Source organism: Luteimonas sp. A537, assembly GCF_054052065.1.
The window spans coordinates 742925-767004 of the sequence record NZ_JBSVRH010000002.1; the positions used below are offsets into that span (position 1 = coordinate 742925).

Consider the following 24080-nt stretch of genomic DNA (forward strand, 5'->3'; position numbering starts at 1 on the left):
GGGCTACTCGCGCGCAACGCCGACCAGCGCGCGTCGCTTGGCCCACAGGTTGAGCCCCTCGACGAAGGCCGAGAACGCCATCGAACCGTAGATGTAGCCGCGCGGGATGTGCAGGCCGAAGCCCTCGCCCACCAGGTACACGCCAATCAGCACGATGAAGGCCAGCGCCAGCATCTTCACCGTCGGGTTGTTGTCGATGAACTTGCCCATCGGCTGCGCCGCCAGCAGCATCACGCCGACCGCGACCAGGATCGCCGCCACCATCACCGGGACGTAGTCGCCGGCCATGCCGACCGCCGCGATCACCGAGTCGAGCGAGAACACGATGTCGATCACCGCGATCTGCCCGATCACCATGCCGAACGAAGTCGCGGCCTTGCCCGCCGAATCCAGCTCCTCGTGCTCGCCCACGACCAGCGAGCGGATTTCCAACGCGCCCTTGACCACCAGGAACAGGCCACCCAGCACCAGCACCAGGTCGCGCACCGAGATGCCCTTGCCGAATATGGTGAACAGATCGCTGGTCAGTCCCGCGAGCCACGCCAGCGTCAGCAGGAGGCCGAGGCGGGTGATGCAGGCCACCGCGATGCCGAACTTGCGCGCGAACTCGCGGCGCTCGGCGGGCAGCCGGCTGACCGCGATCGAGATGAACACCAGGTTGTCGATGCCGAGCACGATCTCGATCGTGGACAGCGTGAGCAACAGGATCCAGACCTGCGGGTCGGAGAGGAATTCGATTATTGCTTGCATTGCGTGCTGATCCTTTGGGAATCTCTTGTCGTGCTTCGCACGGGCGTCATGGCAGCCGGGGCCAGAGCAACGCGCCCCAGACCAGCAGCACGTTGAGCATCATCAGGAATACCGCGGCCGAGCCCATGTCCTTGGCACGGCCGGCAAGCTCATGGTGTTCGTCGCCGTAGCGGCCGATGACGGCCTCGATCGCGGAATTCAACAACTCCACCGCCAGTACCAGCACCAGGCAACCCACGAGCAGCGCTCGTTCCACGCCGTCGTTGCCCAGCCACCAGCCCAGCGGCGCAAGCACCACGAACAGATAGACCTCGAGCCTGAACGATGACTCGTACAGCCAGCCCGCGCGCAGGCCCTGCAGCGACCATACGGCCGCCTTGAACATGCGCGCCGGGCCGCGCGGCAGGTGTCCGGTCTCGTCAGCCATCGCGTTGCATGTGCTCAGCGGGCGCCACTGCAGCGCGACCGCGCCACCGACCGGGCGCTCGCACCGGCGGCGGCTTGGGAGCGGCCGCCGCGAAGGCGCCGCCGGAATGGGAACTGCATGCGAATTCGCTGCCGGGTCCGACCAGAAGCGGGCAATTTTGCCACAAGCTGCCGTCCGGGGCCCGGATTCACTCCAAACGCTGGTCCCGGCTGGCAGGATGCAGCCATCACGCATCCGAAGCCGGGGTCCACGCATGCACCGAGCCGCTGTTATCCTCGGACCGATCGCCGCATTGGCCATGGGAGCCGTCATGAATCCTTCGTTCGCGCAGGCCGCGCCCGTGGCCATGCAGCCGGGCGAACCCGGTTACGACATCGTCCTGGACGCAGCCAGCGGCCCACTGCGCGAAGCGCTGGATGGGCGCGTGGAGCTTGATGTCGAACGCATGGACCGGATCGGCGGCTGGGCCTTCGTCCTCGGCAACATGCGCGCCCCCGGTGGCGGCCGCCCGGACTTCGCAGGCACGCGTTTCGCCGAGGCGGCGGAACAGGGTTCCATGTCCGATGTCTACGTCGCACTCCTGAAGCACGAGGGAGCGCCTGTTGGCGGCGCCGATGCCGGCGATTCGACGAATGCCGATGATGGCGATCCGACCGTTGCCGGTGACGTCCCCGCATTCCCCCCGGGGGGCCGCTGGATCCTGCTCGACCATGCGATCGGGCCCGGTGACGTGGCTTGGCTTGACTGGCCCCGGCAACATGCCGCGCCGCGGGCGCTGTTCGGCTTCTGAAGCGCAGCGGCCCGGCTCGGGCCCGCCATGCCCACGGACAAAGGCCGGGCAATGCCCGGCCTTTGTCATGAAACGCGCGCGATGGTTCAGCGCGGCGGAGTGATGATCTCGTAGTTGCCCGAAGCACCGCCCCAGCTGATCCGCTGGGAGCCGTCGCTGTTGACGTTGTTGGAGCCGATGAACTTCGGCTGCCCGTTCTCCATCCCGGCAAACAGCACCACGTGCGACTGGCCGTTGCGCTGCATCAGCACCACGTCGCCAGGCTGGGCATTGGCCAGCGAGGTGGTCTGCCAGCCATCCGCCTTCAGGTTGCTGCCCAGGTTGTCGACCGAAGCGCTGGCCTGGCTCGCATCGATCAACCCTGCCTTCTGCAGGCAGGCGGAAACGAAGTTGGCGCAGTTGACGTTGTTCGGTACCCAGGACTCCATCGGAAGTTCATCGCTGAACTTGAGCTCGCCGGCGTTGCGGCCGATGAATTGCTCTGCGATCGCGGCGGCGTTGTTGCCGCTGACCTTCGTGCCGCCCGATACGCCTTCGGTGCCGGAGACGCCACCCGATCCGTCCGCGCCACCGCCGCGCGAGCTGCCGCCGATGTTCAGGCTGTCACCGGCATAGATCAGATCGGCGTCCCTGACCTGCGAATTGGCGTCCATCAACGCGTTGATGCTGGTGCCGAAGCGCTGCGCGATCTGTGAAAGCGTGTCGCCAAAGGCGATGTTGTGGATGGTCATTTCGCAACTCCGTTCCGCAGTGTCGCGGTGCGTGGCAATGGACGCAGTCTCCATCGCGGCCCAACCGGCGCCAACCCGGGGCCTGCCCCTACAGGGTCAACCCGAGGGCGGCCTGCCTACTGGCGCAAGGCCTCGATCGGATCGAGCTGGGACGCCTTGCGCGCCGGGTAATAGCCGAAGAACAGCCCCGTCGCCACCGAGAAGCCGGCCGCCAGCGCCACCACCTGGCCATTCAGGACCACCGGCAGGTCGCCGAAGCGTCCCACCAGCAGCGCGCCGGCGATTCCGATCATGATGCCGAGGGCGCCGCCGACCAGCGACAGCAGCATGGCCTCGGCCAGGAACTGCCGGCGCACGTCCGACGGCCCGGCACCGACCGCCATCCGCAGCCCGATCTCGCGGATGCGCTCGGTGACCGAGACCAGCATGATGTTCATGATCCCGATGCCGCCGACGATCAGCGAGATCGTCGCCACCGCGCCCAGCAGCAGCGACATCAGGCGCGTGGTCGCGGTGCGGGTGGCCACGATCTCGGAGATGTTGCGCACGGTGAAGTCGTCATCCTGGCCGGGGCCGACGCGGTGGCGCTGGCGCAGCAGCGATTCCACCTCGCCCTGGACGTAGCCGAGGTCATCGGCATCGGTGACCGTCAGCGCGACCTGCATCACCGCGCCCGGCGGCAGGCCCATCGACCCGAGCAGTCGGCGCCGCGCGGTCTGCATCGGCACCATCATCACGTCGTCCTGGTCCTGGCCCCAGCCGCCCTGCCCCTTGGGCGCGAGCACGCCCACGACCACGAACGGCACCCGCCCCAGGCGCACCGTCTGCCCGATCGCCGGCTCGTCGCCGAACAGTTCGCGGCGCACGGTTTCGCCCACGATCACTTCCTTGGCGGCGCCGCCGTAGTCCTGGGCGTCGAAGGCCTCGCCCTCGACCAGGGTCCAGGCATTGATGTCGAAGTAGTCCGGCTGCACGCCCTGCCAGCGGCTGGACCAATTGTTCTCGGCATACACCACCTGGATGCTGCCGCTGAGCGAGCCGGACACGTACTGCACCTCGGGGATGTCGTTGCGGATCGCCTCGACGTCGCCCTCGGTGAGCGTGTAATAGCTCGACGCGCTCTGGCGCACGCCGCCGGGTCCGCGCCGCGAGCCGGGCGAGATGTCCAGGCGCTGCGACCCCAGGCCGGAGACCATCTTGTCGATCTCCGACTGCGTGCCCTGGCCCACCGAGACCATCACGATCACCGCGGCGATGCCGATGATCACGCCCAGCGAGGTGAGTACGCTGCGCATCCAGTTGCCGCGCAGGGCATGGATCGCGGTGCGGATGACGTCGCTGAACTTCATGCCGCGGTCTCCGGGTGCTCGGGATGCAGTTCGCCGTCGCGCATCACGTAGGTGCGATCGGCGTGCGCGGCGACCTCGGCGTCGTGGGTGATCAGGACCACGGTGTGGCCTTCGTCGCGCAGGCGCTTGAACAGCGCCAGGATCTCTTCGCCGGTCTTCGAGTCCAGCGCGCCGGTCGGTTCGTCGGCCAGCAGCAGCGGCGGCTTGTTGACCAGCGCGCGCGCGATCGCCACGCGCTGCTGCTGGCCACCGGACAGCTCGTTGGGACGATGCCCCGTGCGCCCGCCCAGTCCCACCGCGTCCAGCACCTCCTCGGCCATGCGCAGCCGCTCGGCCGGCGGCACGCGGGCATAGCTCAGCGGCATCGCCACGTTCTCGAGCGCGGTCATCCGCGGCAGCAGGTGGAAGCCCTGGAAGACGAAGCCGATCTTCTCGCGCCGCAGCACCGCCAGCTCCTCGGCGTCGAGCGTGGAGACATCCACGCCGTCGCAGAAATAACTGCCGGACCCCGGGGTATCCAGGCCGCCTATCAGGTTCATCAGCGTCGACTTTCCGGAACCGGACGGCCCCATGATCGCCACGAACGCACCGTGCTCGATGCGCAGGTCGACGCCCTTGAGCGCCACGACTTCGGCCTCGGTGCCGGCGGAATAGACCTTGCCCAGCGCGCGGGTTTCGATGATCGGCACGGCTGTGCTCATCGCGCGGCGCGCTCGCCGGTGATGAGCTGGTCGCCGGGCTGCAGCGCCCCGGAGATTTCGGTCGCGGTGCCATCGGTCGCGCCGATGCGGACCATCACCGGCTCCGGGCCGCCATTGGCCAGCTTGTAGACCGTGGCCCGCGTGGCGCCGACCAGGTTGGCCACGGCTGCGTCCCAACGCTGCGCCTGCGCGGCGTCGAGGCTGTCGCGGAATCCGGCGAAGTCCTCGCGGAAGCGCTGCAGCATGCGCTGGCGGATCTGCGACGCCATCGCGCCCGAAGGCGCGCCGCCGCGCGATTGGCCGAAGCCTCCGCCGCCGCCATTGCGTGCGGCCGGCGCGGCCTGCCGTGCTGTCTGTCGCGCCTGGATCGCCGTGACGGCCTCGTCGAATGCCATCTGCTGCTCCGTTGACAGCTCGAGCGCCACTGCCTCGCGACGAAGGTCGTCGGTGACGCCGCCGCGGGTGCCTGCCTGCGCCATCGCCGGCGCGGCGCCTTCGGCACCCGTGGGCTTGTAGCGCAGCGCGGCATTGGACACCTTCAGTACGCCGTCGCGGCGGCTGACCTCGATCTCGGCGTTCACCGTCAGCCCCGGCAGCAGGGTGCCGTCGCTGTTGTCCACGGTCACCACCACCGGATAGGTCACCACGTTGCTGGTGTTGGTCGCGCTCAGGCGCACCTGTTCGACCACGCCGCGGAACTGGCGGTCGGCAAAGGCGTCGGCGGTGAAGCTCACGCCCTGCCCGGCCTGCACCTGGCCGATGTCGGCTTCGTCCACGGCCAGCTCGATCTTCATCTGCGACAGATCCTCGGCGATGGTGAACAGCTCCGGTGCCTGCAGGCTGGCCGCCACGGTCTGGCCGGCCTCGATGGTCCGGGTCAGCACCACGCCATCCACCGGCGAGCGGATCACCGTGCGCTGGAGGTTGATGCGCGTGGTCTGGGTGGACGCCGTCTGCTGCGTGATCTGCGCCTGCGCCGACGCCACCTGGGCCCGGGCCTGGTCGAGCGCCGCGCGGGACAGGTCGATGTCGCTGCGCGCCACCAGCTGGCGCTCGCCCAGCTCCGCCTTGCGACGGTGGTCGAGTTCGGCGTTGCGCAGGGTCGCCTGCGCCTGGGCGAGGCTGGCACGGGCGCTGGCAATCTGCGCCGAGCCCTGTTCGATCTGCGCCTGGTAGCTGCTGGGGTCGATGCGGGCCAGCACCTGGCCCTGCTCGACCTTGTCGTTGAAATCCACCAGCACCTCGGTGACCTGCCCCGAGATCTGGCTGCCCACGACGACCGTCGAGATCGCGCTCAGGGTACCGGTGGCCGAGATCGCGACGCGGATATCACCCTCTTCGACCTCCACGGTGCGCCACGCCCCGGCGTCGGCGGAAGCGCTGCGCTGGCTGAAATACCAGGCGCCCGCACCAAGCGCGAGGACGGCGATGACGATGAAGGCAAGGGTCTTGCGGGGGCGCCTGGCAGGCTTGGGTCGTTGGCTCATTTCGCTGCGTGATCCGGCTGGGGTCGTGAAGGCTAACGCACCAGTATCGCCGGCGTTGACCTGCTCAGTCGTCCGCTGCCACCGGAAAGCGGAGAATGACGTTGGTGCCCTGGCCGAGCGTGCTTTCGATATGCACCGACCAGCCGTAGCGTGCCGCCAGGCGACGCACGATGGCCAGGCCCAGGCCCCGTCCGCCGACGTACTGGTCGGCGCGGTAGAAGGGCTCGAAGACGCGCTCAAGCACGTCGCGCGCCATGCCGACACCCGTATCGCGGACCTCGATGCGGTCGTGCTCCACGCAGACCTCGATGCTGCCCGTCGGGGTGAAGGTGCAGGCATTGCGCACCAGCTGCTCGAGGATCACCGCCATCGCGCGCCGCGAACCGCTCAGCCGGGGCGCACTGTGCTCGACCAGCGAAACGCCGACGACCGGCTCGTCGATCAGCGCCTGGCCCGCCACGACCGCTTCGGCGGCCACTTCCAGCGCATCGAATTGCTCGGTGTTCAAGGCCACGTCCTCACGGGCCAGGATCAACAGGGCGTCCACCACCGCCTCCATGTCGCGCGCAGCCACCTGCACGCGGTCCAGCGAACGATGCATCCGCGGCGGCAGATCGGGGTCGCGACGCAGTATGTCCACGGCCACCCGCACCACGGTCAGCGGGGTACGCAGCTCGTGGCTGGCTTCGCGGGTGAAGTCGCGCTCGCGACGGGTGAAGGCCTGGGTGCGTTCGGCCAGGCCGCGCAGCGCGCCCTCGAGCATGCGCACTTCACGCCCCACCTCTCCGGGCAGTCGGGCGGGATCAATGGCTTCGAGTTCGACACGCAGCGGATCCCAGTTCGCCACCTCCGCCGCCATCGCGGTCACCGGCAGCACCATCCTGCGTGCGATCCGGTAGCTGAGCCAGCTCACCGTCGCAATCGCGAGCGTGGTCAGGATCGACGCGATCAGCAGGGACCAGCGGCCGACGTCGTCGACCAGCCGGAATGCGATCTGCAGGTACAGGCGGCCACCGGGTCCGTCCTCGACCAGCAGCCGCTGCGACGTGCCCCGGGCTTTCAGCCGGTGCAGGCCGGGGCCCGCCGCGATGTACTCGGCGGGCACGCCGGCGTCCACCGGGTCGGTGCCGGTGTGGACGAAGTAGCCGTTCACCGACGACGTCCACGGCGGCGGGTAGGCGGGATCCTCCGCCACCTCGCCCCAGAACCGGGACGCTTCAGTCTTGACCCACTGCGTCGCCAACACACCGCGCGCGAACACGGTCGACACGTACAGCGAAGCCACTACCGCAATGATCGCCAGCAGCGCCTGCAGCACGAACACGCGGCGCAGCTTGCGCGGCAGCCCCTGTGGCATCGACCTTCTCCGCTGTCGTCAGGCGGGCGGCTGCTCGATGTCGGCGATGCGATAGCCGGCACTCTGCACGGTGTGCAGCAACGGCTTGTCGAAGGGCTTGTCGATGGTCTTGCGCAGGTTGTACAGATGGCTGCGCAGAGTGTCCGAATCCGGCAGGCTGTTGCCCCAGATCTCGCGCTCGATCTCCTGCCGGTTGACCACCCGCGGCGACTCGCGCATCAGGATGGTCAGGAGCTTGAGGCCGATCGGCGAAAGCTGCAGCTCGGTGCCGGAGCGGGTGGCGCGCAGGCTGGCCGGATCAAGCACCAGGTCGGCGACCTTCAGCACTTCGGAGCCCACCTGGCGGCGCTCGCGGCGGATCAGTGCGCGCAGGCGCGCTTCAAGCTCCTCCACGGCGAAGGGCTTGACCAGATAGTCGTCGGCCCCCGCGCCCAGGCCGGCCAGCTTTTCGTCCAGCGTGTCGCGTGCGGTCAGCATCAGCACCGGCGTCGACTTGCGGGCTTCTTCGCGCAGGCGCCTGCAGACCTCGATGCCATCCAGCCGCGGCAGCATCAGGTCGAGCACCACCACGTCGTAATTGTTCTCGCTGGCCAGGCGGTAGCCGTCGAGGCCATCGGCGGCGTAATCCACCTCGAACCCCCGGCTCTCCAGGTATTCACCCACCATCTCCGAAATATTGCGGTTGTCCTCGACGATCAACACCAGGCCACCCGGTTCCTGCGATCCGCGCATGTGCGTGTCCTCCAAACGGACGTCTTCAGCTTTGTGAAAGGCTGCCGGGAAACCAGTCGAGACGGTGTGAAGACCCGGCCGCGGGTCGCGCTAGAACGGGATCCGGCCGGTCAGGATGTCCCTGAACATCACCCAGTCGCCGACGAAGGAATAGAGCGGGTGGCGGAACGTGGCCGGGCGGTTGTGCTCGAAGAAGAAGTGGCCGACCCAGGCGAAGGCGTAGCCGCAGGCCAGGGCTGCCAGCAGCCACCGGGGATCGGCGCCGATGATTGCCGCGGCAACGAAGCCCAGCGCGCCGCAGCTGCCGAGGAAGTGCAGGCGTCGCGACGTGCGGTTGCGGTGCTCGTCGAGGTAGAACGGATAGAACTCGCGGAAACTCGCGAAGCGGGCCATGCCGTGGCTCCTGTCCTGCCGGTTGCCGGCCATCATGCCTCAGCTGCCGGAGAACCGCTCGACTGCCTTGGCGCGGTTCCAGTACGCGTCCTGCGCGTCCAGCGGCAGGTCCGCCATGCGCGTGCCGTCGGCGGCGGCGAAGGCTTCCATGGCGCGGAAGCGGCGCTCGAACTTGTGGTTGGCGCGGCGCAGCGCGGTGCCGACATCCACCTTCGCATGGCGCGCGAGGTTGGCGGCCACGAACAGGAGATCGCCGAGTTCGGCTTCCAGGCGCTCGCGCGCAACGGCATCGTGCGGCGCGGCGGCGACCGCGTCGAATTCCGCGCGAACTTCTTCCAGCTCTTCCTCCAGCTTCGCCATCACCGGCGCCGGGCCGGGCCAGTCGAATCCGGTGCGCGCGGCGCGGTCCTGCAGCTTCACCGCACGTTGCCATTCCGGCAGGCCGCGGGTGATGCCCGCGAGCGCCGAGGCGTCGGCCTCGCCCGCCGCGGCGCGCTCGGCGCGCTTGATCCCTTCCCAGCTTGCAAGGGCGGCATCGGCATCGGCATCCGCCGCATCGGCATCGCCGAACACATGCGGGTGGCGGCGCTCCATCTTGTCGGAGATCGCCCGCGCGACGTCGTCGAAGGCGAAGTGACCGGCCTCGTTGGCCATCTGCGCATGGAACGCCACCTGCAGCAGCAGGTCGCCCAGCTCCTCGCGCAGGCCGTCCATGTCGCCACGGTCGATCGCATCGGCGACCTCGTAGGCCTCCTCGACCGTATACGGCGCAATCGTCGAAAAATCCTGCGCCAGGTCCCAGGGGCAGCCGCCGTCGGGATCACGCAGCTTCGCCATGATTGCCAACAGTCGCTGCAGCTGGTCTGACACTTCGATACTCCTGAGAAGCGTTTTCGCCACGGATTTACGCGGATACGGGCGAATTCACACGGATAGAACAAAAAAGCATTGTAGGAGCAGCTATAGCTGCTATCGCGCGCACGTTGTTGTAGGAGCAGCTATAGCTGCGATAGGACACAGCAGAAGAAAAGCTTTTCAGCCACGGATTTGCGCGGATGACGCGGATTTGGCTGAGGCCAGTGCCGACGGCACGCTTTGCACCTGCTTTTTCCTGGAAAGTGCTTCTGCCGGCATCCTTGCCTCGGCCAAATCCGCGTCATCCGCGTAAATCCGCCCTTATCCGCGTAAATCCGTGGCAGAAGGCTCTTGAACCCACTCCCGCCACGGCAGCGCGGGATCGCCCAGCGCCACGAAGTCGCCGTTGAGCACGGTGTCGCGCTGGTTGTAGCGGAACGGGCGGCCGCGCAGGTCCAGCACGCAGCCGCCCGCGGCCTCGAGGATGGCCTGGCCGGCGGCGGTGTCCCACTCGCTGGTCGGGCCCAGGCGCGGGTAGGCGTCCATGCCGCCCTCGGCGAGCAGGCAGAACTTGAGTGACGAGCCCAGGCCGATCGATTCGTGCTCGCCGATGCGCCCGAGCATCGCCGCGGTGCGCGCGTCAAGGTGCGAACGGCTGGCGGCCACGCGCAGCGGCGCGGTCGCCGGGCGGCGGGTGGCGATGGCGCGCTCCGCGTCGCCGTCGCGACGGCAGGCGCCCTGCCCCGGCGCGCCGTGCCAGACGGCGCCCGTCACCGGCGCCTGGATCACCCCGAAGACCGGCACGCCGTCATCGACCAGGGCGATGTTGACCGTGAACTCGCCATTGCCCTTGAGAAACTCGCGGGTGCCATCGAGTGGATCGACCAGCCAGAAGCGCGACCAGCTGCGACGCGACTCCAGCGGCACCATATGCGCCGACTCCTCGGACAGCACCGGGATGTCCGGCGTCAGTCGCGCCAGTCCATCCACGATGCAGCGGTGCGCGGCGAGGTCGGCGGCGGTCACCGGGCTGTCGTCGGCCTTGGCGCGCACCGCGACCTCGCCGCCGTACACGGCCATGATCGCCGCCGCCGCCTCGCGGGCGATCGCGATCACGCCTTCGCGCACGGCCGCGGCCACGCCCTCAGCCGCCGCCATGGTGCTGCAGCCAGTCACGGGCGATGAACAGGGCCGCGATCGAGCGGCCTTCGGAAAAGTCCTCGCGCAGGATCAGTTCGTGCAGGCGGTCCAGTTTCCACGGCACCACCTCCAATTCCTCCGGCTCGTCGCCGGGCAGGCGCTCGGGGTAAAGATCGCGCGCAACCACCAGGTGCGTGGAGTGGCTCATATACGTCGGCGCCAGGGTCAGGCTGCGCAGGACGTCGATGCGCCGAGCGCCATAGCCGGCCTCTTCCTTGAGCTCGCGGTCGGCGGCCTCGGCCGGGGTTTCACCAGCGTCGATGCGGCCCTTCACCAGGCCCAGTTCGTAGCGGTGCACGCCGGCGGCGTACTCGCGCACCAGCAGCACGGTGTCGTCGTCGAGCAGCGGCACCACCACCACTGCGCCGTGGCCGCGGCCATGCAAACGCTCGTAGCGCCGGCGCTCGCCGTTGGAGAACTCCAGGTCCATCCGCTCCAGCCGGTAGGGACCGGCATCGGACTCGGTGATGTCGTGGATGATCGGCAGCCGGCGGGTCATCGGCACCCCCGTGCGGGCCGAGGGGCGATAATGCAGCGATGTCCGACAAGTCTTTGCACGATTCCGCCATTCTAGCCGAGGGCGGCGACTGGCGATCCCGCGACCTCGCCGTCGTCTGGCATCCCTGCACGCAGATGCGGGAACATCCCGATACGATGCCCCTGCTGAGCGTTGCCCGCGGCGACGGCGCCTGGCTGGTCGGCCACGACGGCCGCCGCACGCTGGACGCGGTCAGCAGCTGGTGGACCAACATCCACGGCCACGCCGAACCCCGCATCGCCGAGGCGATCGCGCGCCAGGCGCGCAGGCTCGAGCACGTGATCCTGGCCGGCGCCACCCACGAGGGCGCGGTCGAACTGGCCGAGCGCCTGCTCGCGATCGCCCCCCGCCAGCCCGGCCGCGACCCGCTGGCCAAGGTGTTCTACGCCGACAACGGTTCGGCCGGCGTCGAGGTGGCGCTGAAGATGGCCTTCCAGTGGTATCGCAACCGCGGCGACGAACCGCGGCGCACCAGGTTCGTGGCGCTGTCCAACGGCTACCACGGCGAGACCATCGGCGCGCTCTCGGTCGGCGACATCCCGCTGTACCGCCGGGTCTATGCGCCGCTGCTGGTCGAAGCGATGTTCACGCCCTCGCCCGACGCCTGGAACGCACGCCCCGGACAGTCGGACGAGGACTGCGCCGAAGAGGCCGCCGACGCCCTGGCCCGGCTGCTGGACGAGCATCCCGGCGAAGTCTGCGCGCTGATCCTGGAGCCGCGGCTGCAGTGCGCCGGCGGCATGCGCATGCACCACCCGGTGTACCTCAAGCGTGCGCGCGAGCTCTGCGACGTGCACGGCGTGTTCCTCATCGCCGACGAGATCGCCACCGGCTTCGGCCGCACCGGCACCATGTTCGCCTTCGAGCAGGCGGGCGTGATGCCCGACCTGATGTGCGTGTCCAAGGGGCTCACCGGCGGCTTCCTGCCGCTGGCCGCGGTGCTGGCCACGCAGTCGATCTACGACGGCTTCCTCGACGACTCCCGCGAGCGCGCCTTCCTGCATTCGCACAGCTACACCGGCAACCCGCTGGCCTGCGCCGCGGCCCTGGCGACGCTGGACATCTTCGAGTCCGACGACGTCATCGCCCGCAACCGCGTGACCGCGGCGAAGATGGCCGACGCCGCCGCATCGCTGGCCGGCCTGCCGCACGTGGCCCAGGTCCGCCAGGCGGGGATGGTGGTCGCCTTCGAGCTGACCCGCGACGGCGACCGCACGACGCCGTTCGATCCCGCCGAGCGGATTGGCCTGCGCGCCTACCGCGCCGCGCTCGAGCGTGGCGTCATGCTGCGCCCGCTGGGCGACATCCTCTACTGGATGCCGCCGTACTGCATCGACGACGACCAGCTCGCGCTGCTGGCCGGGACGACCGAAGCTGTGATCATTGAGGCGACGCAGAAGGCTTAGCCACGGATGTACTCGGATCAGTGCGGATAAAGCAGACGCCTTTGCTTTTGTAGGAGCAGCTATAGCTGCGATAGGACAAAGCCAGGAGCCAAGTGTTCCAGCCACGGGTTCACGCTGCCCCGGCAAGATCCGCGTCATCCGTGGCAAAAATGCTCCTGGCCTTTTGCTTGTCCGCAGTCGCAGCGATAGCTTCTCCTACAGATGCAAGTGCTTTTGCTTTATCCGTGCAAATCCGCACTGATCCGCGTAAATCCGTGGCAAAAAAGGACCTCCATGCGCCAGAACCGCGAGTACGTGGACGAAACACTGACGGTCGGCACGAGGGTGGCGCTGCCCGAGGCCGCGGCCGCACATCTGTTGCGGGTGCTGAGGCTCGGCGTCGGCGACGACTGCGTGCTGTTCAACGGCGACGGCTTCGACTACGACTGCCGCATCACCGCCACCGGCAAGCGCGGCGGCGAAGTGGAAGTGCTGTCGGCGCAGGCGGTGGACAACGAGTCGCCACTGCGGATCACGCTGCTGCAGGGCGTGGCCCGCGGCGAGAAGATGGACTGGATCCTGCAGAAGGCGACCGAGCTCGGCGTCGCCGCATTCGTGCCGGTCAACAGCGATCGCACCGAGGTGCGGCTGGACGATGCGCGCGCGGCGAAGCGCCTGGCCCACTGGCAGGGCGTGGTCGCCGCGGCCTGCGGCCAGAGCGGCCGCGCGTCCGTTCCGCCGGTGGGACCGCCGCTGGCACTGGCGCGGGCGGTCGACACGCTGCCGGGCGAGGCGCTCAGGCTCACGCTTGATCCTACGGCGGCCGACACTGTGCGCGACCTAGCCGATCCCGGCGAAGGCTCCGTGGTAGTTGCCATCGGGCCTGAAGGCGGCTGGTCGCCGCGCGACCGCGCCGTACTTGCCGAGGCCGGATTCCAGGGGCTGCGCCTGGGACCCAGGGTCCTGCGCACGGAAACCGCGGGCATTGCCGCAATCAGCGCCCTGCAGGCGGCATTCGGGGACCTTGGCTGAGGTCGGGGGCGGCGCTCAGGCCGCCAGCGCCTCGCGGATGGCACCTTCGATGGCATCGACGTCGGGCAGCAACGTCGGCTCGTCGTTGAGCAGCACGCGCATCAGAACGCCCAATGGCAATCGCGGCGCGTCACCGTCGACATCGCCCTCGCCGGCGTCCGCCACCAGCGCATCGCGCGACACCGTCACCAGGCGCGGGAAGCCCTTGGTCAGCAGGGCCACGTAAGGCAGGTGGCTGTCGCCGCCCAGCGCCTTCAGCACCACGACCTTGCTGCCCAGGCCGCCGACATCATCGGCGATCCCGGCCAGGCGCGAGAACGAGGCCAGCGGCAGCTGCCAGCCGCGCCAGCGGATGCGGCCCAGCAGCCAATCCGGCGCGTCTGCCACCGGCTCCGGTGGGGCGTAGGACAGCACCTCGGCGATCATGGCGTTGGGCATCAGCAGGCGCGCGCCCTCCACCTGCATCAGCACGCCGCGGATGTCCTGGATGGCGGGAGAAGTCATGGACGGATCCTCATCAGGGCCAACGATCAAGCAGGAGCTGCGCCAGCTCGCCGGGTTCGGCGGCCTGCGCGCCCCGGGCGACCAGGGTTTCGACCGCGATGCCGTCGTAGCAGCTGGCTGGTGCCTGTACGAGCACCATGGCGCCCTCGCCGGCGAGGGCCATCGCGGCATCGACGCGGTCCACGTTGGCACCACTGAGGAATACGAGGACGCTGTCGCCAGCCGCGAGGGAACCGTAGTGGTCCAGCGCGCCATTGTCGGCGATCGCGAAAAGCAGCTGTGCGCGATCGCTGACCACGGCCATGTCCGGCGCCAGGAAGTACACGGTGCCGGGCTCTGCCGGGCCGCCGGCTTCGGCAAGCGCGACCGGGAGCGCAGTGGCACGCTGCATCTGCTGCACCAGGCGCTCGTAGCGCCCGCCGTCGAGCTGCAGCCGGATCAGCACCGCGCGCGGGAATCCTTCGCCCAGGCCACCCAACAGCTGGCGAACGGCGTCCGGGCCGCCGAGGCCCGCTTCGACCATGACCGCGCCGCGCAGCACGCCGTGCCCGTAGCTGTCCGGGTCGGCGAGCGACAGACCATCGAGGCGCAAGGCAAGCGCGTCGATGTCGATGGCGTCGCCGCCACTGTCGCGCGTCGCGATCGGCGCATCGTCGTCGGCCAGTGACAGGCCATCACCGAGCGAAAGCGGATCGACCGCCGGCTCGCCCTCTTCGCGCGTCGCGATCGGCGCGTCGTCGTCGGCCAGCGAGAGGCCGTCGCCAAGCGTGAGCGGATCAACCGCAACGGCGTCGCCAGAGTCCACGCCCGGGGACGCGGCGGCTTCATCCCTGCTGGCCTCGGGATCCGCAGCGGTGGCGGCCGCCCCGGCCAGCAGTTCGGCCAGGTCGGGATCGTCCGCAAGGGATGCCTCGTAGGCATCGGAGGACGAGGACCAGTCCATGTCTTCGGCGGAGACCAGACCGGCAACGTTCGACTCGCCCGCATCGGCTTCCGGCCGTGGCGATTCGAATCCCTCGGCACGCGGCACGTCGGCGGCGAGGTCCAGGGCGGTATCGGCGAGGGCGTCGATGTCCACGCTGGCTGGATCGAAGCTCCGCTCCGGAAGCCGGCCAGGCGCGGGATGCACGGCGTCGTCGGATCCCGCACCCGGAGGCAAGACGTCCTCGTGCCCGTTGAGCTTGGCGGCGAGATGCCGCACCCAGCGTGCGGAATCCCAGCCATCGCGCTGCGCGGCCACTTCGGCCTCGTCGAACATCACCAATACGGCGGGATCCGACAGCAGCGCGTCGAAGTGCTCGAGCGACTCCTCGATCGCGGGCTCCAGGGCCACGAGTACTGCCGCCGGCGCCAGGGCGAGGGTCGCGGCGGGGTCGCCATCGGCCGGGTCCACGACCGCGACCAGCTCCGCGCCGGCTTCGCGGATCGCGGCCTCCAGGCGTTGCCGGGCTTCGCCGGGGCGCGCAAGCAGCAGTACCCGCACGGGCGTCGTGCCCTGCTCAGCCATCGCGCTGCAGCTCCAGCAGGTCATGGACATTGCGCAGCAATTCGTTCTCCTGGTACGGCTTGCCGAGGTAGCGCTCGACGCCAATCTCGAATGCGCGCTGGCGATGCTTCTCGCCGGTCCGCGAGGTGATCATGATGATCGGCACGTTGCGCAGCCTCGGGTCGGCCTTCATCGCCGTCGCAAGCTCGTAGCCGTCCATCCGCGGCATCTCGATATCGAGCAGCATCAGGTCGGGCACGCGCTCGACCATCCGCTCGAGCGCATCGATGCCGTCCCTCGCCGTGGCGACTTCGTAGTTGTTGCGCTCAAGCACGCGGCCAGTGACTTTGCGCATCGTGATCGAGTCGTCGACCACCATGACCAGGGGCACGCGACGGTGCCCGGCCGCAGCGACCGGCATCACGTCGCGCGGCTGCGCCACCTGCTGGCGACGCACCAGCGGCGCGATGTCGAGGATCACCACCACGCTGCCGTCGCCCATGATCGTGGCGCCGAAGATGCCCGGCACCGACGCGACCTGCGGGCCAACCGGCTTCACCACGATCTCGCGGTTGCCGAGGATCTGGTCGGTGGCCACCGCCACGCGCAGTTCACCGGAACGGATCAGCAGCAGCGGCATCTGCAAGTGGCCTTCGGCGCGCGCCGCGGCATGGCCGACCAGGCCGCCGAGGTCGTGCACCGTGTAATCCTCGCCGCCGTAGGCATAACTCGCCCCCGGCTGCTCGAACTCCTCGCGCGAGATGCGGCCGACGCCCCGGACCGAGGCAATCGGCACGGCGAAGCTGGTGTCGCCGATCTTCACGAACACCGCCTGGGTCACCGCCAGCGTCTGCGGCAGGCGCATGGTGAACGTGGTGCCCTTGCCGGGCACGCTGGCGATGTCGAGCGCGCCGCCGAGCTGGCGGACCTCGCTCGCGACCACGTCCATGCCGACGCCGCGACCGGACAGGCGACTGACCTCGTCGACGGTGGAGAAGCCGGGTTCGAAGATCAGCGCATCCAGGTCGCCGTCGACCAGGGCCACGTCGTCGCGGATCAGCCCGCGCTCGACGCCGCGGCGGCGGATCGCGGCGCGGTCGAGGCCCGCGCCGTCGTCGGCGACCACCAGTACGACTTCAGAGCCCTCGCGGCGCACCGAAATGCGCACCGAGCCCTCGTCGGGCTTGCCGTCGTCACGACGCTTGCGCGGCTTCTCGAGGCCGTGTGCAACGGCGTTGCGCAGCATGTGTTCCAGCGGCGCGGTCATGCGCTCGAGGACGTTGCGGTCGAGTTCGCCCTGGGCGCCATCCAGCTTGAGCTGGGCATGCTTCCCGGTTTCGGTCGCGGCCTGGCGGACCACGCGGCGCAGGCGCGGAACCAGCGAATCGAAGGGCACCATGCGCGTGCGCATGAGGCCTTCCTGCAGGTCGGAGCTGACGCGCGACTGCTGCAGCAGCAGGGTTTCGTACTGGCGCGTCAGGTCGTCGAGCGTGCCCTGCAGGCTCGACAGGTCGGCCGCGGACTCGCCCAGCGCACGTGACAGCTGCTGCAGGGTGGAGAAGCGATCGAGCTCCAGCGGGTCGAAGGTCGGATCCGCCGAATCCTGCTCGCGCTGGTAGCGGGCGATGATCTGCGCTTCGGTCTCGATGTCGAGGCGGCGGAGCTGGTCGCGCAGACGCATGTTCGTCTGCTCCATCTCGCCCATCGCGCCGCGGAAGGCGCCCAGCTGCTGCTCAAGGCGGGCGCGATAGATCGCCACCTCGCCCGCGTAGTTGACCAGGCGATCGAGCAGGTCGGCGCGGATGCGCACCTGCTCCTGCGGAGCGCGGACGGTGATGTCTTCGTCGTCGGCATGGAGCGTGTCCACGACCGGCGGGGTGAGCGGCGGCAGCACCACGACCGGCGGGGCGGCACGTCCGCCAAGCGCCGCGCCAGCACCCACCAGGTCCTCGCCTCGGGCACGCGCATCGAAGGCCTCGATCAGGCCCTGCGAAGGGCTGATCGCCAGCCGCTCGCCAACGCGGCTGACCATCGCATGCAATCGGTCGAAACCGCGCTCGAGCAGCGGTACGTCGCCGCGTGCAAGGTCGAAGCGCTGCTCAGACACCGCTTCCAGCAGCGATTCCATCGAGTGGCCAAGTTCGCCGATGGCGAATACACCGGCCATCCGCGCGCCGCCCTTGAGCGTATGCAGGTCGCGCTGCAGGCCGACCAGTGATTCACGATCGTCGGCGGTTTCGCGCAGCCGTGCCAGCAGGCCGTCGGAGTGGTCAAGGAGGTCGCGGCCTTCTTCGACAAAGATGTCGACCAGCTCGGAGTCCAGGCCACTGAAGTCGAACTCGACGTCCGGATCCTCTTCGTCCGGGATCGCGGCAAGCATCGCCGTGCTCGCGGCCGCGCCGACGCGATCGGCTTCGAGGCGCTCGGCTTCAAGGCGCTCTGTTTCAAGGCGCTCTGTTTCGACACGCTCGGCTTCAAGCCGCTCGGCTTCAGCGCGCTCCGCTTCGAGGCGTTCCGCCTCAAGGCGCTCGGCTTCGAGGCGCTCAGCTTCAACTCGTTCGGCTTCGAGGCGTTCGGCTTCAGCGCGCTCCGCTTCGAAGCGTTCCGCCTCAAGGCGCTCGGCTTCGTGGCGCTCAGCTTCAACTCGTTCGGCTTCGAGGCGTTCGGCTTCAACGCGCTCGGCCTCGAGACGCTCTGCTTCGCGACGCTCGGCCTCGAGACGCTCTGCCTCGGTACGTTCGGCTTCCCGGCGTTCGGCATCGTCGTGTTCCGCGTCGAGGCGCTCGGCCTCCGCGCGTTCGGCGTCGATGCGCTCCAGTTCCAGGATCTGCGCTTCAAGCTCTGCCAGCTCGATGCGCTCGGCTTCGGCACGCTCGGCTTCGGCGAGTTCGGCTTCGAGACGCGCCACCTCGATGCGTTCCGCTTCGACACGCTCCGACTCGGCGCGCTCGACGTCTGTGCGCTCCGCTTCGACACGCTCCGCTTCGATGCGCTCCGCTTCGATGCGCTCCGCTTCGATGCGCTCCGCTTCGAGGCGCTCCGCTTCGAGGCGCTCCGCTTCGACACGCTCCGCTTCGATGCGCTCCGCTTCGAGGCGCTCCGCTTCGAGGCGCTCCGCTTCGACACGCTCCGCTTCGACACGCTCCGCTTCGACACGCTCCGCTTCGACACGCTCCGCTTCGACACGCTCCGCTTCGAGACGCTCCGCCTCGACACGCTCCGCTTCGACACGCTCCGCTGCAGCGTCCCCGGCACTCCGATCCTGCTGCGCATCTTCAGCAGCGGAGTCGGTGAAACCGGCGTATGCGCTGAGGTCGACATCCACCAGCGTCGGCGCCGCGAGGTCGTGCGCGTCGCCATCGGCGTCCGCGCCTGCGTCGAGCACACCGGCATCCATGGGTGCCGGTGCGGGCAAACCATCGCGCAGCGCCGCGAGGCGTGCGGCCAGCGCCACGACCACCGGCACTTCCGGGCGCGCGGACTGCAGGCCGACGATTGCCGCTCGGGCGACGTTGGCGAGCTCGCCGATCGCGGCAACGCCCTCTGCAGGTGCCGGTGCGGCGCTTGCGAGCAGGCGGCGCACATAGGCCTCGCCAGGAGTCAGCGCCTGGGCCACCGTGGGCACTTCGGTCATCGCGAATGCGCCATTCATCGTATGCAGCGCGCGCAACAGTCCCTCCGACGCCGGCGTGCCTTCCGTCGATGCCCGTGCCACCCATGCATCGACAGTGACCAGGTGGCCGGCGACCTCCGCATCGAGGATTTCGAGCAGGAGGGCGTCGACGGAAGCCGGAACCATCTCGAACCCGTCCGCGACCGCCGCTTCGCCGTCGACCGCGTCGACTTCCACATCAGCGGCACTCTCTGCGGTGTCGGCATCCACAACACCGGCTTCACCGGCATTGGCATCGGCATCGGCCACCGGGGCCGGTACGGCGGGCTCGGGAGCCGCGTCCGCCGCGGGCGCGGCAATCCTGTACTGCTCCGCGCCGGTCGCTTCGTCCGGCATGCCCTCGTCGCCCGCGGCGATGCGCTCGGCCGAAGCCTGCATGCGTGCGAGGTCGGACCGGACCGCAGCGTCGCCGCGCAGCGCCGCCTGCAGTTCGGGAAGGGTGTAGAACGCCTGGTCGACCATGGCCACCACGGCGGGGCTGGCCGCGCGCGTGCCGTCGAGCACGCGGTTGAGCATGTTCTCGATCTTCCAGCTGAACTCGCCCAGCGTGCGCGCGCCGACCAGTCGGCCACTGCCCTTGAGCGTGTGGAAGACGCGGCGGATCGGGCGCAGCCGCTCGAGGTCGTCGGGCTGCGCCCGCCACATCGGCAACAGCTGGTCGAGGTTGTCGATCTCCTCGGCGAACTCCTCGAGGAAGACTTCGCGGATCTCGTCGTCGATCTCGTCGCCTGTGGCTTCGAAGCCGCCGCTGCCCGCGGCCGCAGGCGCGGTGGCGGAAGGCTGTGTGGTGCGGTCCGGCGCTGCCGATGCATCAGCCGCAGCCGGTGCCGGGGCGCGATCGATCAGCGCCGCCACCGTGCGTTCGATGTCGGCTTCGCTCACCAACGGCCCCTCGCTCACGGCCTGCTCCGGCAGTGCCTGCTCCGGCGTCCGTTCGGCGGGCAGCGGCCAGTAGCCGAGCGCCTCCAGGCTGTGGCGGCTGACGTCGAGGATTTCCTCGCGGTTGAAACGGTTCTCGCGCAGGGCCTCGAGGTAGTACTCGAGGCTGGCAAGCGCGTCGGCGAAGGTGTCGAGCTGGCGGCCGTTGGGCACGCGCCGGCTGTCGATCAGTTCGTCTTCGATGTAGCGGCGCACGCCGGCCAGGTAGGCCGCCGGCTGCGGCAGTTCCAGCATCTCCAGAGCGCCGGCGACCTCGCGCAGCAGGCGCGGCACTTCGGCCAGCTCGCCGTGGTCCCAGCCGGTCTCGATGAAGGCGACGAACGCCTGGCGGGCGTCGGCGAAGTTGGCGATCGCCTCGCGCGCAAGCACGTCGAGCACCTTGTCCGCCTCGCCCGCAGCGAGGTCGCCCTGCACCGGCGCGTCCTGGTCGCCGGCGCCGAGGCGCGCGACCTGGTCGTCGAGGGTGGCGTCGACGTAGAGCAGCGCGCCGGCGACGTCGAGCAGCGCGCCCTCGTCGGCCGGACGCCGGCCCGCGGCGATCTCGGCCATTGCCTCGCGCTGCTGTTCGACCACGCCGCGGGCGATGCCCAGCCCAAGCATGCCCAGCGTGTCGCCGACGCGACCGAGGGCTTCGACCTGAGGCGCCAGGCGCTCGAGGTCGGTCTCGCCGGTGCGGAGGTGGAGGTCGAGCGCGTCCTTGACCCGGAGCAGGTCTTCCTTGACCGCCGCGGCCACGGTGTCGAGCAGGGCCCGGTTGCGGCCGGTCATGCTGCCCTGGGCGTGGCTGATCTCGGAGTCGGTCGGGAGCTGCGCCTGCAGCTCGAAGGTGTCGTGCAGCGCGCGCAGGTCGGCGTGGTCGGCGCTCGCGTGGGCGGCGTGGTACAGCAGCTGGCGGGTCGGCTCGAGCGAGGCTTCCGCGCGCGGGATGCCGAAGCCGTCGTCTTCGAACAGGCGGCGCGACTCGCGCTCGACGCTGGCGAAGGCCTGGCGCAGCGCCGGGGTCGCCTCCAGCGCGCCGTCGGCGGTGGCCCTGGCGACGGAAGCCGCCACCCAGAGCATGCGTCGCGCAGGCTCGGCCTGGACATGGCCAAGCAGGGCGTCAAGCGTCGTTGCCAGCGTCCCGCCTACAGCGCCGCCGCCCTCCGGCCACGCCACCATCGCCGCCCGCAGCTCGGCCAGCAGCGGCTGGGCGCGCGCGTTGCGCACGGGCACCGGATCGTTGGCGACGGCCACCGGCGCCAGGTCGCCCGGCAGCGGGCGCTGCAGGTCCGGGGCGAACAGCACGCTTTCCGACAGGCCGGTCTCGCCGCGCGCCGCGCGCAGGTCGTTGAGCAGCGGCAACAGGACGATCGGGATGTCCTTGTGGCCGCTCTGCAGGCGCTCGAGGTAGTCGGGCAGCAGCACGACGCCACGCATCAGCATCGCGCAGGCGGCGTCGCGGTCGGCCACGGCGCCGTCCTGCAGCGCCTGCGCCAGGCGCTCCATTTCCTCGGCCACCATCGCCGGCGCATACAGCTCGACCATGCGCAGCGTGCCCTGCACCTGGTGCAGGTAGCCGGCGCAGAAGCGCATGCGGCTGGTGTCGGTGGGATCGGCCGCGAAGTCCTCGATTTCGATCCGCGCCTGGCGCAGGGTCTCGTCGAGCTCCGGCTTGACCCAGCCGAGCGTGGTGTAGTCGATCGCGTCGCGCAGTGCGGTCATCGGTCTGTGCTTCAGGCCGGCAGCTTGAAGTCGGCGACCGAGCGGCGCAGGTCGGCCGCGAGCTGGGCCAGGTTGCCGATCGACTCCGCGGTCTGGTTGGCGCCCTGCGAGGTCTGCGCGGTGATCGACTGGATGGTGTTCATCGTCTCGGTGATGTTCGACGCCGCCGCGGACTGCTGCTGCGACGCGCCGGAGATGCCTTCGATGAGCGCCGCCAGGCTGGTCGAGACGCTTTCGATCTCGCCCAGCGCCGTGCCCGCGTCCTCGGCCAGGCGCGCACCGGCGACCACCTCGGAGGTCGTCTGCTCCATCGAGCTGACGGCTTCGTTGGTGTCGGACTGGATGGTCTCGACCAAGGTCTCGATGCGCTTGGTCGCGTTCGAGGCGCGTTCGGCCAGTCGCTGCACTTCGTCGGCCACGACCGCGAAGCCGCGGCCCGCTTCACCGGCGGACGCCGCCTGGATCGCCGCGTTCAGCGCCAGGATGTTGGTCTGCTCGGAAATGTCGTTGATCAGTTCGACGATCGAGCCGATCTCCTGCGAACTTTCGCCCAGCCGCTTGATGCGCTTGGAGGTCTCCTGGATCTGGTCGCGGATCGAGTCCATGCCGGCGATCGTCTCGCGCACCACGCCCGCGCCCTTGGTCGCGATCTGCACCGAGCGCTGCGCCACGTCGGCCGATTCGGCGGAGTTGCGCGACACCTGGTTGATGCTGAGCGCGATCTCGTTGATGCGGTCGGACGCGGAGTTGATCTCCTGCGCCTGGTGTTCGGCGGCCTCGGCCAGGTGCATGGCGGTGGCCTGCGTTTCCTGCGCGCTGGACGCGACCTGCACCGAGGTGTCGGTGATCGTCTGCACCAGGCTGCGCAGCTGCTCGACGGCGAAGTTGATCGAGTCGGCGATGGCGCCGGTCATGTCCTCGGTCACCGTGGCCTTCACCGTCAGGTCGCCTTCCGCGAGCGAACCCATTTCGTCCAGCAGGCGCATGATCGCCTCCTGGTTGCGGTTGTTGAGCTCCATCGTGGTTTCGTAGCGCTCGCGGCGGTCGCGGCTGAGCTCGCGCATCAGGCCGACCAGGGCCAGCGCGGCCAGGCCGAGGAAGGCGATCGAGATCCAGATGTTGCCGAGGATCGAGGTGTCGTTGAGCGAGCCGAAGGTGGTCAGCGACTGGAACAGGGTCTCGCTGTCGTCGAGCAGCTTGTCGGAGCCGGTGGTGAGCGAGGCGGCCGCGTTCTGCGCGCTGAACAGGTTCTGCGAGCTGGACAGGATCGCGTCCAGGTCCTTCTTCATCTCTTCCCACTGCGACGCCGCCTGGTCGAGCGCGGCCAGGGCCGCGGCGTTCGACAGCGCCTGCACGTTCATCGCCTCGTCGCTCGAACGCAGGCCGGCCAGCACCTGCTCGAACACGCCTGCGTCGCGGGCCAGGGCGTCGCCGGCCAGCGATGCACCCGGGCCACCAGCCTGGATCTCGGTCACGCGGCGGGCCATGGTCGAGGCCAGCACCACTTCGCGCAGCGCGATGTAGATCTGCGAGGACGGCGAGCCGCTGGCCGACATCGCGCGCACCACTTCGTCGAGCTGCGCCTGCAGCTGCGGCACGGCCTGGGTGAAGCGTTCGGCATTGCCGGCGAAGGCGACCACGGCGGCCTCGCTCGCGATGACCTGCCCGGCGTTGGCGGCCAGGGGCTCCCAGGTGGCGGCCACGGCGCGGATTTCGCCGGCGACGTCGGGCGTCTCGCCGAAGTTGCCGATCAGCTGCTGGATATCGCCGTCGATCGCGGCCTTGGTGGCCTTGAACGCGGTGTACGAGGCGCTGCTGCCGTCGACCGCTTCCCGGCCCTGGTTGGCCAGGCGCTGCGAGTTCACCTGCAGGCTGGACGCCGCGGTGCTGGCGCCGCCCAGGCGCGAGGCCTTGGTCATGGCATAAATGGTGTTGCCTGCGAATACCAGCAGCGCGGCCACCAGGAGCCAGATCCAGACCCTGGCACCGATGCTGCGACCCTTGCCGGTCTCGTTGTCGATCACGTTGCTCATGGAATTACCCCTGGCCT

At 69.4% G+C, this 24080-nt stretch carries 20 protein-coding genes and 1 pseudogene; 4 read left to right on the plus strand and 17 right to left on the minus strand.

Features of this window, described 5'->3' with window-relative positions; genetic code table 11:
• Positions 1-3 precede the first annotated feature (3 nt).
• Both ACW7GZ_RS07460 and ACW7GZ_RS07465 read right to left on the minus strand, forming a co-directional pair.
• Positions 4-750, minus strand: a complete 747-nt coding sequence (locus tag ACW7GZ_RS07460) for a TerC family protein (protein WP_457005550.1) — start codon at positions 748-750, stop codon at positions 4-6.
• Between the two features lie 46 nt (positions 751-796).
• Positions 797-1177, minus strand: a complete 381-nt coding sequence (locus ACW7GZ_RS07465) for a diacylglycerol kinase (protein WP_457005551.1) — start codon at positions 1175-1177, stop codon at positions 797-799.
• A 310-nt stretch (positions 1178-1487) separates the two neighbouring features.
• Here ACW7GZ_RS07465 and ACW7GZ_RS07470 point away from each other — a divergent pair, with 310 nt between their 5' ends.
• On the plus strand, positions 1488-1967 hold the full coding sequence (locus ACW7GZ_RS07470) for a hypothetical protein (protein ID WP_457008580.1): 480 nt from the start codon (positions 1488-1490) through the stop codon (positions 1965-1967).
• 86 nt (positions 1968-2053) lie between these two features.
• Here ACW7GZ_RS07470 and ACW7GZ_RS07475 read toward each other — a convergent pair whose 3' ends face one another.
• The 10 genes from ACW7GZ_RS07475 to nudE form a co-directional block, all read right to left on the minus strand.
• Positions 2054-2698 (minus strand): LysM peptidoglycan-binding domain-containing protein, encoded by a 645-nt coding sequence (locus tag ACW7GZ_RS07475; protein ID WP_457008582.1) that lies wholly within the window; start codon positions 2696-2698, stop codon positions 2054-2056.
• Between the two features lie 116 nt (positions 2699-2814).
• A complete protein-coding gene (locus tag ACW7GZ_RS07480) occupies positions 2815-4047 on the minus strand; it encodes an ABC transporter permease (protein ID WP_457005557.1) in 1233 nt (410 codons plus the stop codon).
• Positions 4044-4748, minus strand: coding sequence for an ABC transporter ATP-binding protein (locus tag ACW7GZ_RS07485; RefSeq protein ID WP_457005558.1), 705 nt, complete (start codon positions 4746-4748; stop codon positions 4044-4046). Before ACW7GZ_RS07485 ends, ACW7GZ_RS07480 begins: the two co-directional genes overlap by 4 nt.
• Positions 4745-6235 (minus strand): efflux RND transporter periplasmic adaptor subunit, encoded by a 1491-nt coding sequence (locus ACW7GZ_RS07490; protein WP_457008584.1) that lies wholly within the window; start codon positions 6233-6235, stop codon positions 4745-4747. Before ACW7GZ_RS07490 ends, ACW7GZ_RS07485 begins: the two co-directional genes overlap by 4 nt.
• Positions 6236-6299: 64 nt before the next feature.
• Positions 6300-7592 (minus strand): sensor histidine kinase, encoded by a 1293-nt coding sequence (locus ACW7GZ_RS07495; RefSeq protein WP_457008586.1) that lies wholly within the window; start codon positions 7590-7592, stop codon positions 6300-6302.
• Positions 7593-7610: 18 nt separating this feature from the next.
• Positions 7611-8324 carry a response regulator transcription factor gene (locus ACW7GZ_RS07500; protein ID WP_457008588.1) on the minus strand — a complete coding sequence of 238 codons (714 nt, stop codon included), beginning with the start codon at positions 8322-8324 and terminating at the stop codon, positions 7611-7613.
• 90 nt (positions 8325-8414) lie between these two features.
• Positions 8415-8717 (minus strand): Mpo1-like protein, encoded by a 303-nt coding sequence (locus ACW7GZ_RS07505; protein ID WP_457005565.1) that lies wholly within the window; start codon positions 8715-8717, stop codon positions 8415-8417.
• Between the two features lie 39 nt (positions 8718-8756).
• A complete protein-coding gene (gene mazG, locus ACW7GZ_RS07510; protein WP_457005620.1) occupies positions 8757-9593 on the minus strand; it encodes a nucleoside triphosphate pyrophosphohydrolase in 837 nt (278 codons plus the stop codon).
• Positions 9594-9893: 300 nt separating this feature from the next.
• Positions 9894-10730 carry a 3'(2'),5'-bisphosphate nucleotidase CysQ gene (gene cysQ, locus ACW7GZ_RS07515; protein WP_457005567.1) on the minus strand — a complete coding sequence of 279 codons (837 nt, stop codon included), beginning with the start codon at positions 10728-10730 and terminating at the stop codon, positions 9894-9896.
• On the minus strand, positions 10717-11271 hold the full coding sequence (nudE, locus tag ACW7GZ_RS07520; protein ID WP_457008590.1) for an ADP compounds hydrolase NudE: 555 nt from the start codon (positions 11269-11271) through the stop codon (positions 10717-10719). Before nudE ends, cysQ begins: the two co-directional genes overlap by 14 nt.
• Positions 11272-11309: 38 nt before the next feature.
• On the opposite strand from nudE, the gene bioA reads away from it, so the two are divergent.
• Positions 11310-12716, plus strand: coding sequence for an adenosylmethionine--8-amino-7-oxononanoate transaminase (gene bioA, locus ACW7GZ_RS07525; RefSeq protein WP_457005571.1), 1407 nt, complete (start codon positions 11310-11312; stop codon positions 12714-12716).
• Between the two features lie 273 nt (positions 12717-12989).
• Complete coding sequence (locus ACW7GZ_RS07530; protein WP_457005573.1) at positions 12990-13727, plus strand: 16S rRNA (uracil(1498)-N(3))-methyltransferase; 738 nt, start codon at positions 12990-12992, stop codon at positions 13725-13727.
• A 15-nt stretch (positions 13728-13742) separates the two neighbouring features.
• Here ACW7GZ_RS07530 and ACW7GZ_RS07535 read toward each other — a convergent pair whose 3' ends face one another.
• The 3 genes from ACW7GZ_RS07535 to ACW7GZ_RS07545 are packed head-to-tail and all read right to left on the minus strand — an operon-like array spanning position 13743 to position 18097.
• Positions 13743-14231 (minus strand): chemotaxis protein CheW, encoded by a 489-nt coding sequence (locus tag ACW7GZ_RS07535; RefSeq protein ID WP_457005575.1) that lies wholly within the window; start codon positions 14229-14231, stop codon positions 13743-13745.
• 13 nt (positions 14232-14244) lie between these two features.
• Positions 14245-15738: a chemotaxis protein CheB gene (locus ACW7GZ_RS07540; RefSeq protein ID WP_457008592.1), complete on the minus strand. Its 1494-nt coding sequence runs from the start codon at positions 15736-15738 to the stop codon at positions 14245-14247.
• Positions 15731-18097: a response regulator gene (locus ACW7GZ_RS07545; RefSeq protein WP_457008633.1), complete on the minus strand. Its 2367-nt coding sequence runs from the start codon at positions 18095-18097 to the stop codon at positions 15731-15733. Before ACW7GZ_RS07545 ends, ACW7GZ_RS07540 begins: the two co-directional genes overlap by 8 nt.
• A gap of 74 nt (positions 18098-18171) precedes the next feature.
• Between ACW7GZ_RS07545 and ACW7GZ_RS07550 the strand changes: the two genes are divergently transcribed.
• Positions 18172-19011, plus strand: a complete 840-nt coding sequence (locus ACW7GZ_RS07550) for a pentapeptide repeat-containing protein (RefSeq protein WP_457008635.1) — start codon at positions 18172-18174, stop codon at positions 19009-19011.
• Positions 19012-19840: 829 nt separating this feature from the next.
• Here the strand turns inward: ACW7GZ_RS07550 and ACW7GZ_RS07555 are convergent.
• Both ACW7GZ_RS07555 and ACW7GZ_RS07560 read right to left on the minus strand, forming a co-directional pair.
• Positions 19841-22030, minus strand: a pseudogene (locus tag ACW7GZ_RS07555) (Hpt domain-containing protein); the annotation flags it as partial.
• 11 nt (positions 22031-22041) lie between these two features.
• Entirely contained in the window at positions 22042-24063 is a 2022-nt protein-coding gene (locus ACW7GZ_RS07560; protein WP_457005579.1) for a methyl-accepting chemotaxis protein, read from the minus strand.
• Positions 24064-24080 lie beyond the last annotated feature (17 nt).

Excerpts from the sequence above, each read along its gene's own strand:
- ACW7GZ_RS07460 (WP_457005550.1), bottom strand. The coding sequence starts at position 750 with ATGCAAGCAATAATCGAATTCCTCTCCGACCCGCAGGTCTGGATCCTG.
- ACW7GZ_RS07530 (WP_457005573.1), top strand. The coding sequence starts at position 12,990 with ATGCGCCAGAACCGCGAGTACGTGGACGAAACACTGACGGTCGGCACG.
- ACW7GZ_RS07495 (WP_457008586.1), bottom strand. The coding sequence starts at position 7,592 with ATGCCACAGGGGCTGCCGCGCAAGCTGCGCCGCGTGTTCGTGCTGCAG.
- ACW7GZ_RS07470 (WP_457008580.1), top strand. The coding sequence starts at position 1,488 with ATGAATCCTTCGTTCGCGCAGGCCGCGCCCGTGGCCATGCAGCCGGGC.
- ACW7GZ_RS07490 (WP_457008584.1), bottom strand. The coding sequence starts at position 6,235 with ATGAGCCAACGACCCAAGCCTGCCAGGCGCCCCCGCAAGACCCTTGCC.
- ACW7GZ_RS07465 (WP_457005551.1), bottom strand. The coding sequence starts at position 1,177 with ATGGCTGACGAGACCGGACACCTGCCGCGCGGCCCGGCGCGCATGTTC.
- ACW7GZ_RS07475 (WP_457008582.1), bottom strand. The coding sequence starts at position 2,698 with ATGACCATCCACAACATCGCCTTTGGCGACACGCTTTCACAGATCGCG.
- bioA (WP_457005571.1), top strand. The coding sequence starts at position 11,310 with ATGTCCGACAAGTCTTTGCACGATTCCGCCATTCTAGCCGAGGGCGGC.
- ACW7GZ_RS07505 (WP_457005565.1), bottom strand. The coding sequence starts at position 8,717 with ATGGCCCGCTTCGCGAGTTTCCGCGAGTTCTATCCGTTCTACCTCGAC.
- cysQ (WP_457005567.1), bottom strand. The coding sequence starts at position 10,730 with ATGGCGGCGGCTGAGGGCGTGGCCGCGGCCGTGCGCGAAGGCGTGATC.
- ACW7GZ_RS07540 (WP_457008592.1), bottom strand. The coding sequence starts at position 15,738 with ATGGCTGAGCAGGGCACGACGCCCGTGCGGGTACTGCTGCTTGCGCGC.
- ACW7GZ_RS07480 (WP_457005557.1), bottom strand. The coding sequence starts at position 4,047 with ATGAAGTTCAGCGACGTCATCCGCACCGCGATCCATGCCCTGCGCGGC.
- ACW7GZ_RS07485 (WP_457005558.1), bottom strand. The coding sequence starts at position 4,748 with ATGAGCACAGCCGTGCCGATCATCGAAACCCGCGCGCTGGGCAAGGTC.
- ACW7GZ_RS07535 (WP_457005575.1), bottom strand. The coding sequence starts at position 14,231 with ATGACTTCTCCCGCCATCCAGGACATCCGCGGCGTGCTGATGCAGGTG.
- nudE (WP_457008590.1), bottom strand. The coding sequence starts at position 11,271 with ATGACCCGCCGGCTGCCGATCATCCACGACATCACCGAGTCCGATGCC.
- ACW7GZ_RS07560 (WP_457005579.1), bottom strand. The coding sequence starts at position 24,063 with ATGAGCAACGTGATCGACAACGAGACCGGCAAGGGTCGCAGCATCGGT.
- ACW7GZ_RS07545 (WP_457008633.1), bottom strand. The coding sequence starts at position 18,097 with ATGCTTGCCGCGATCCCGGACGAAGAGGATCCGGACGTCGAGTTCGAC.
- ACW7GZ_RS07500 (WP_457008588.1), bottom strand. The coding sequence starts at position 8,324 with ATGCGCGGATCGCAGGAACCGGGTGGCCTGGTGTTGATCGTCGAGGAC.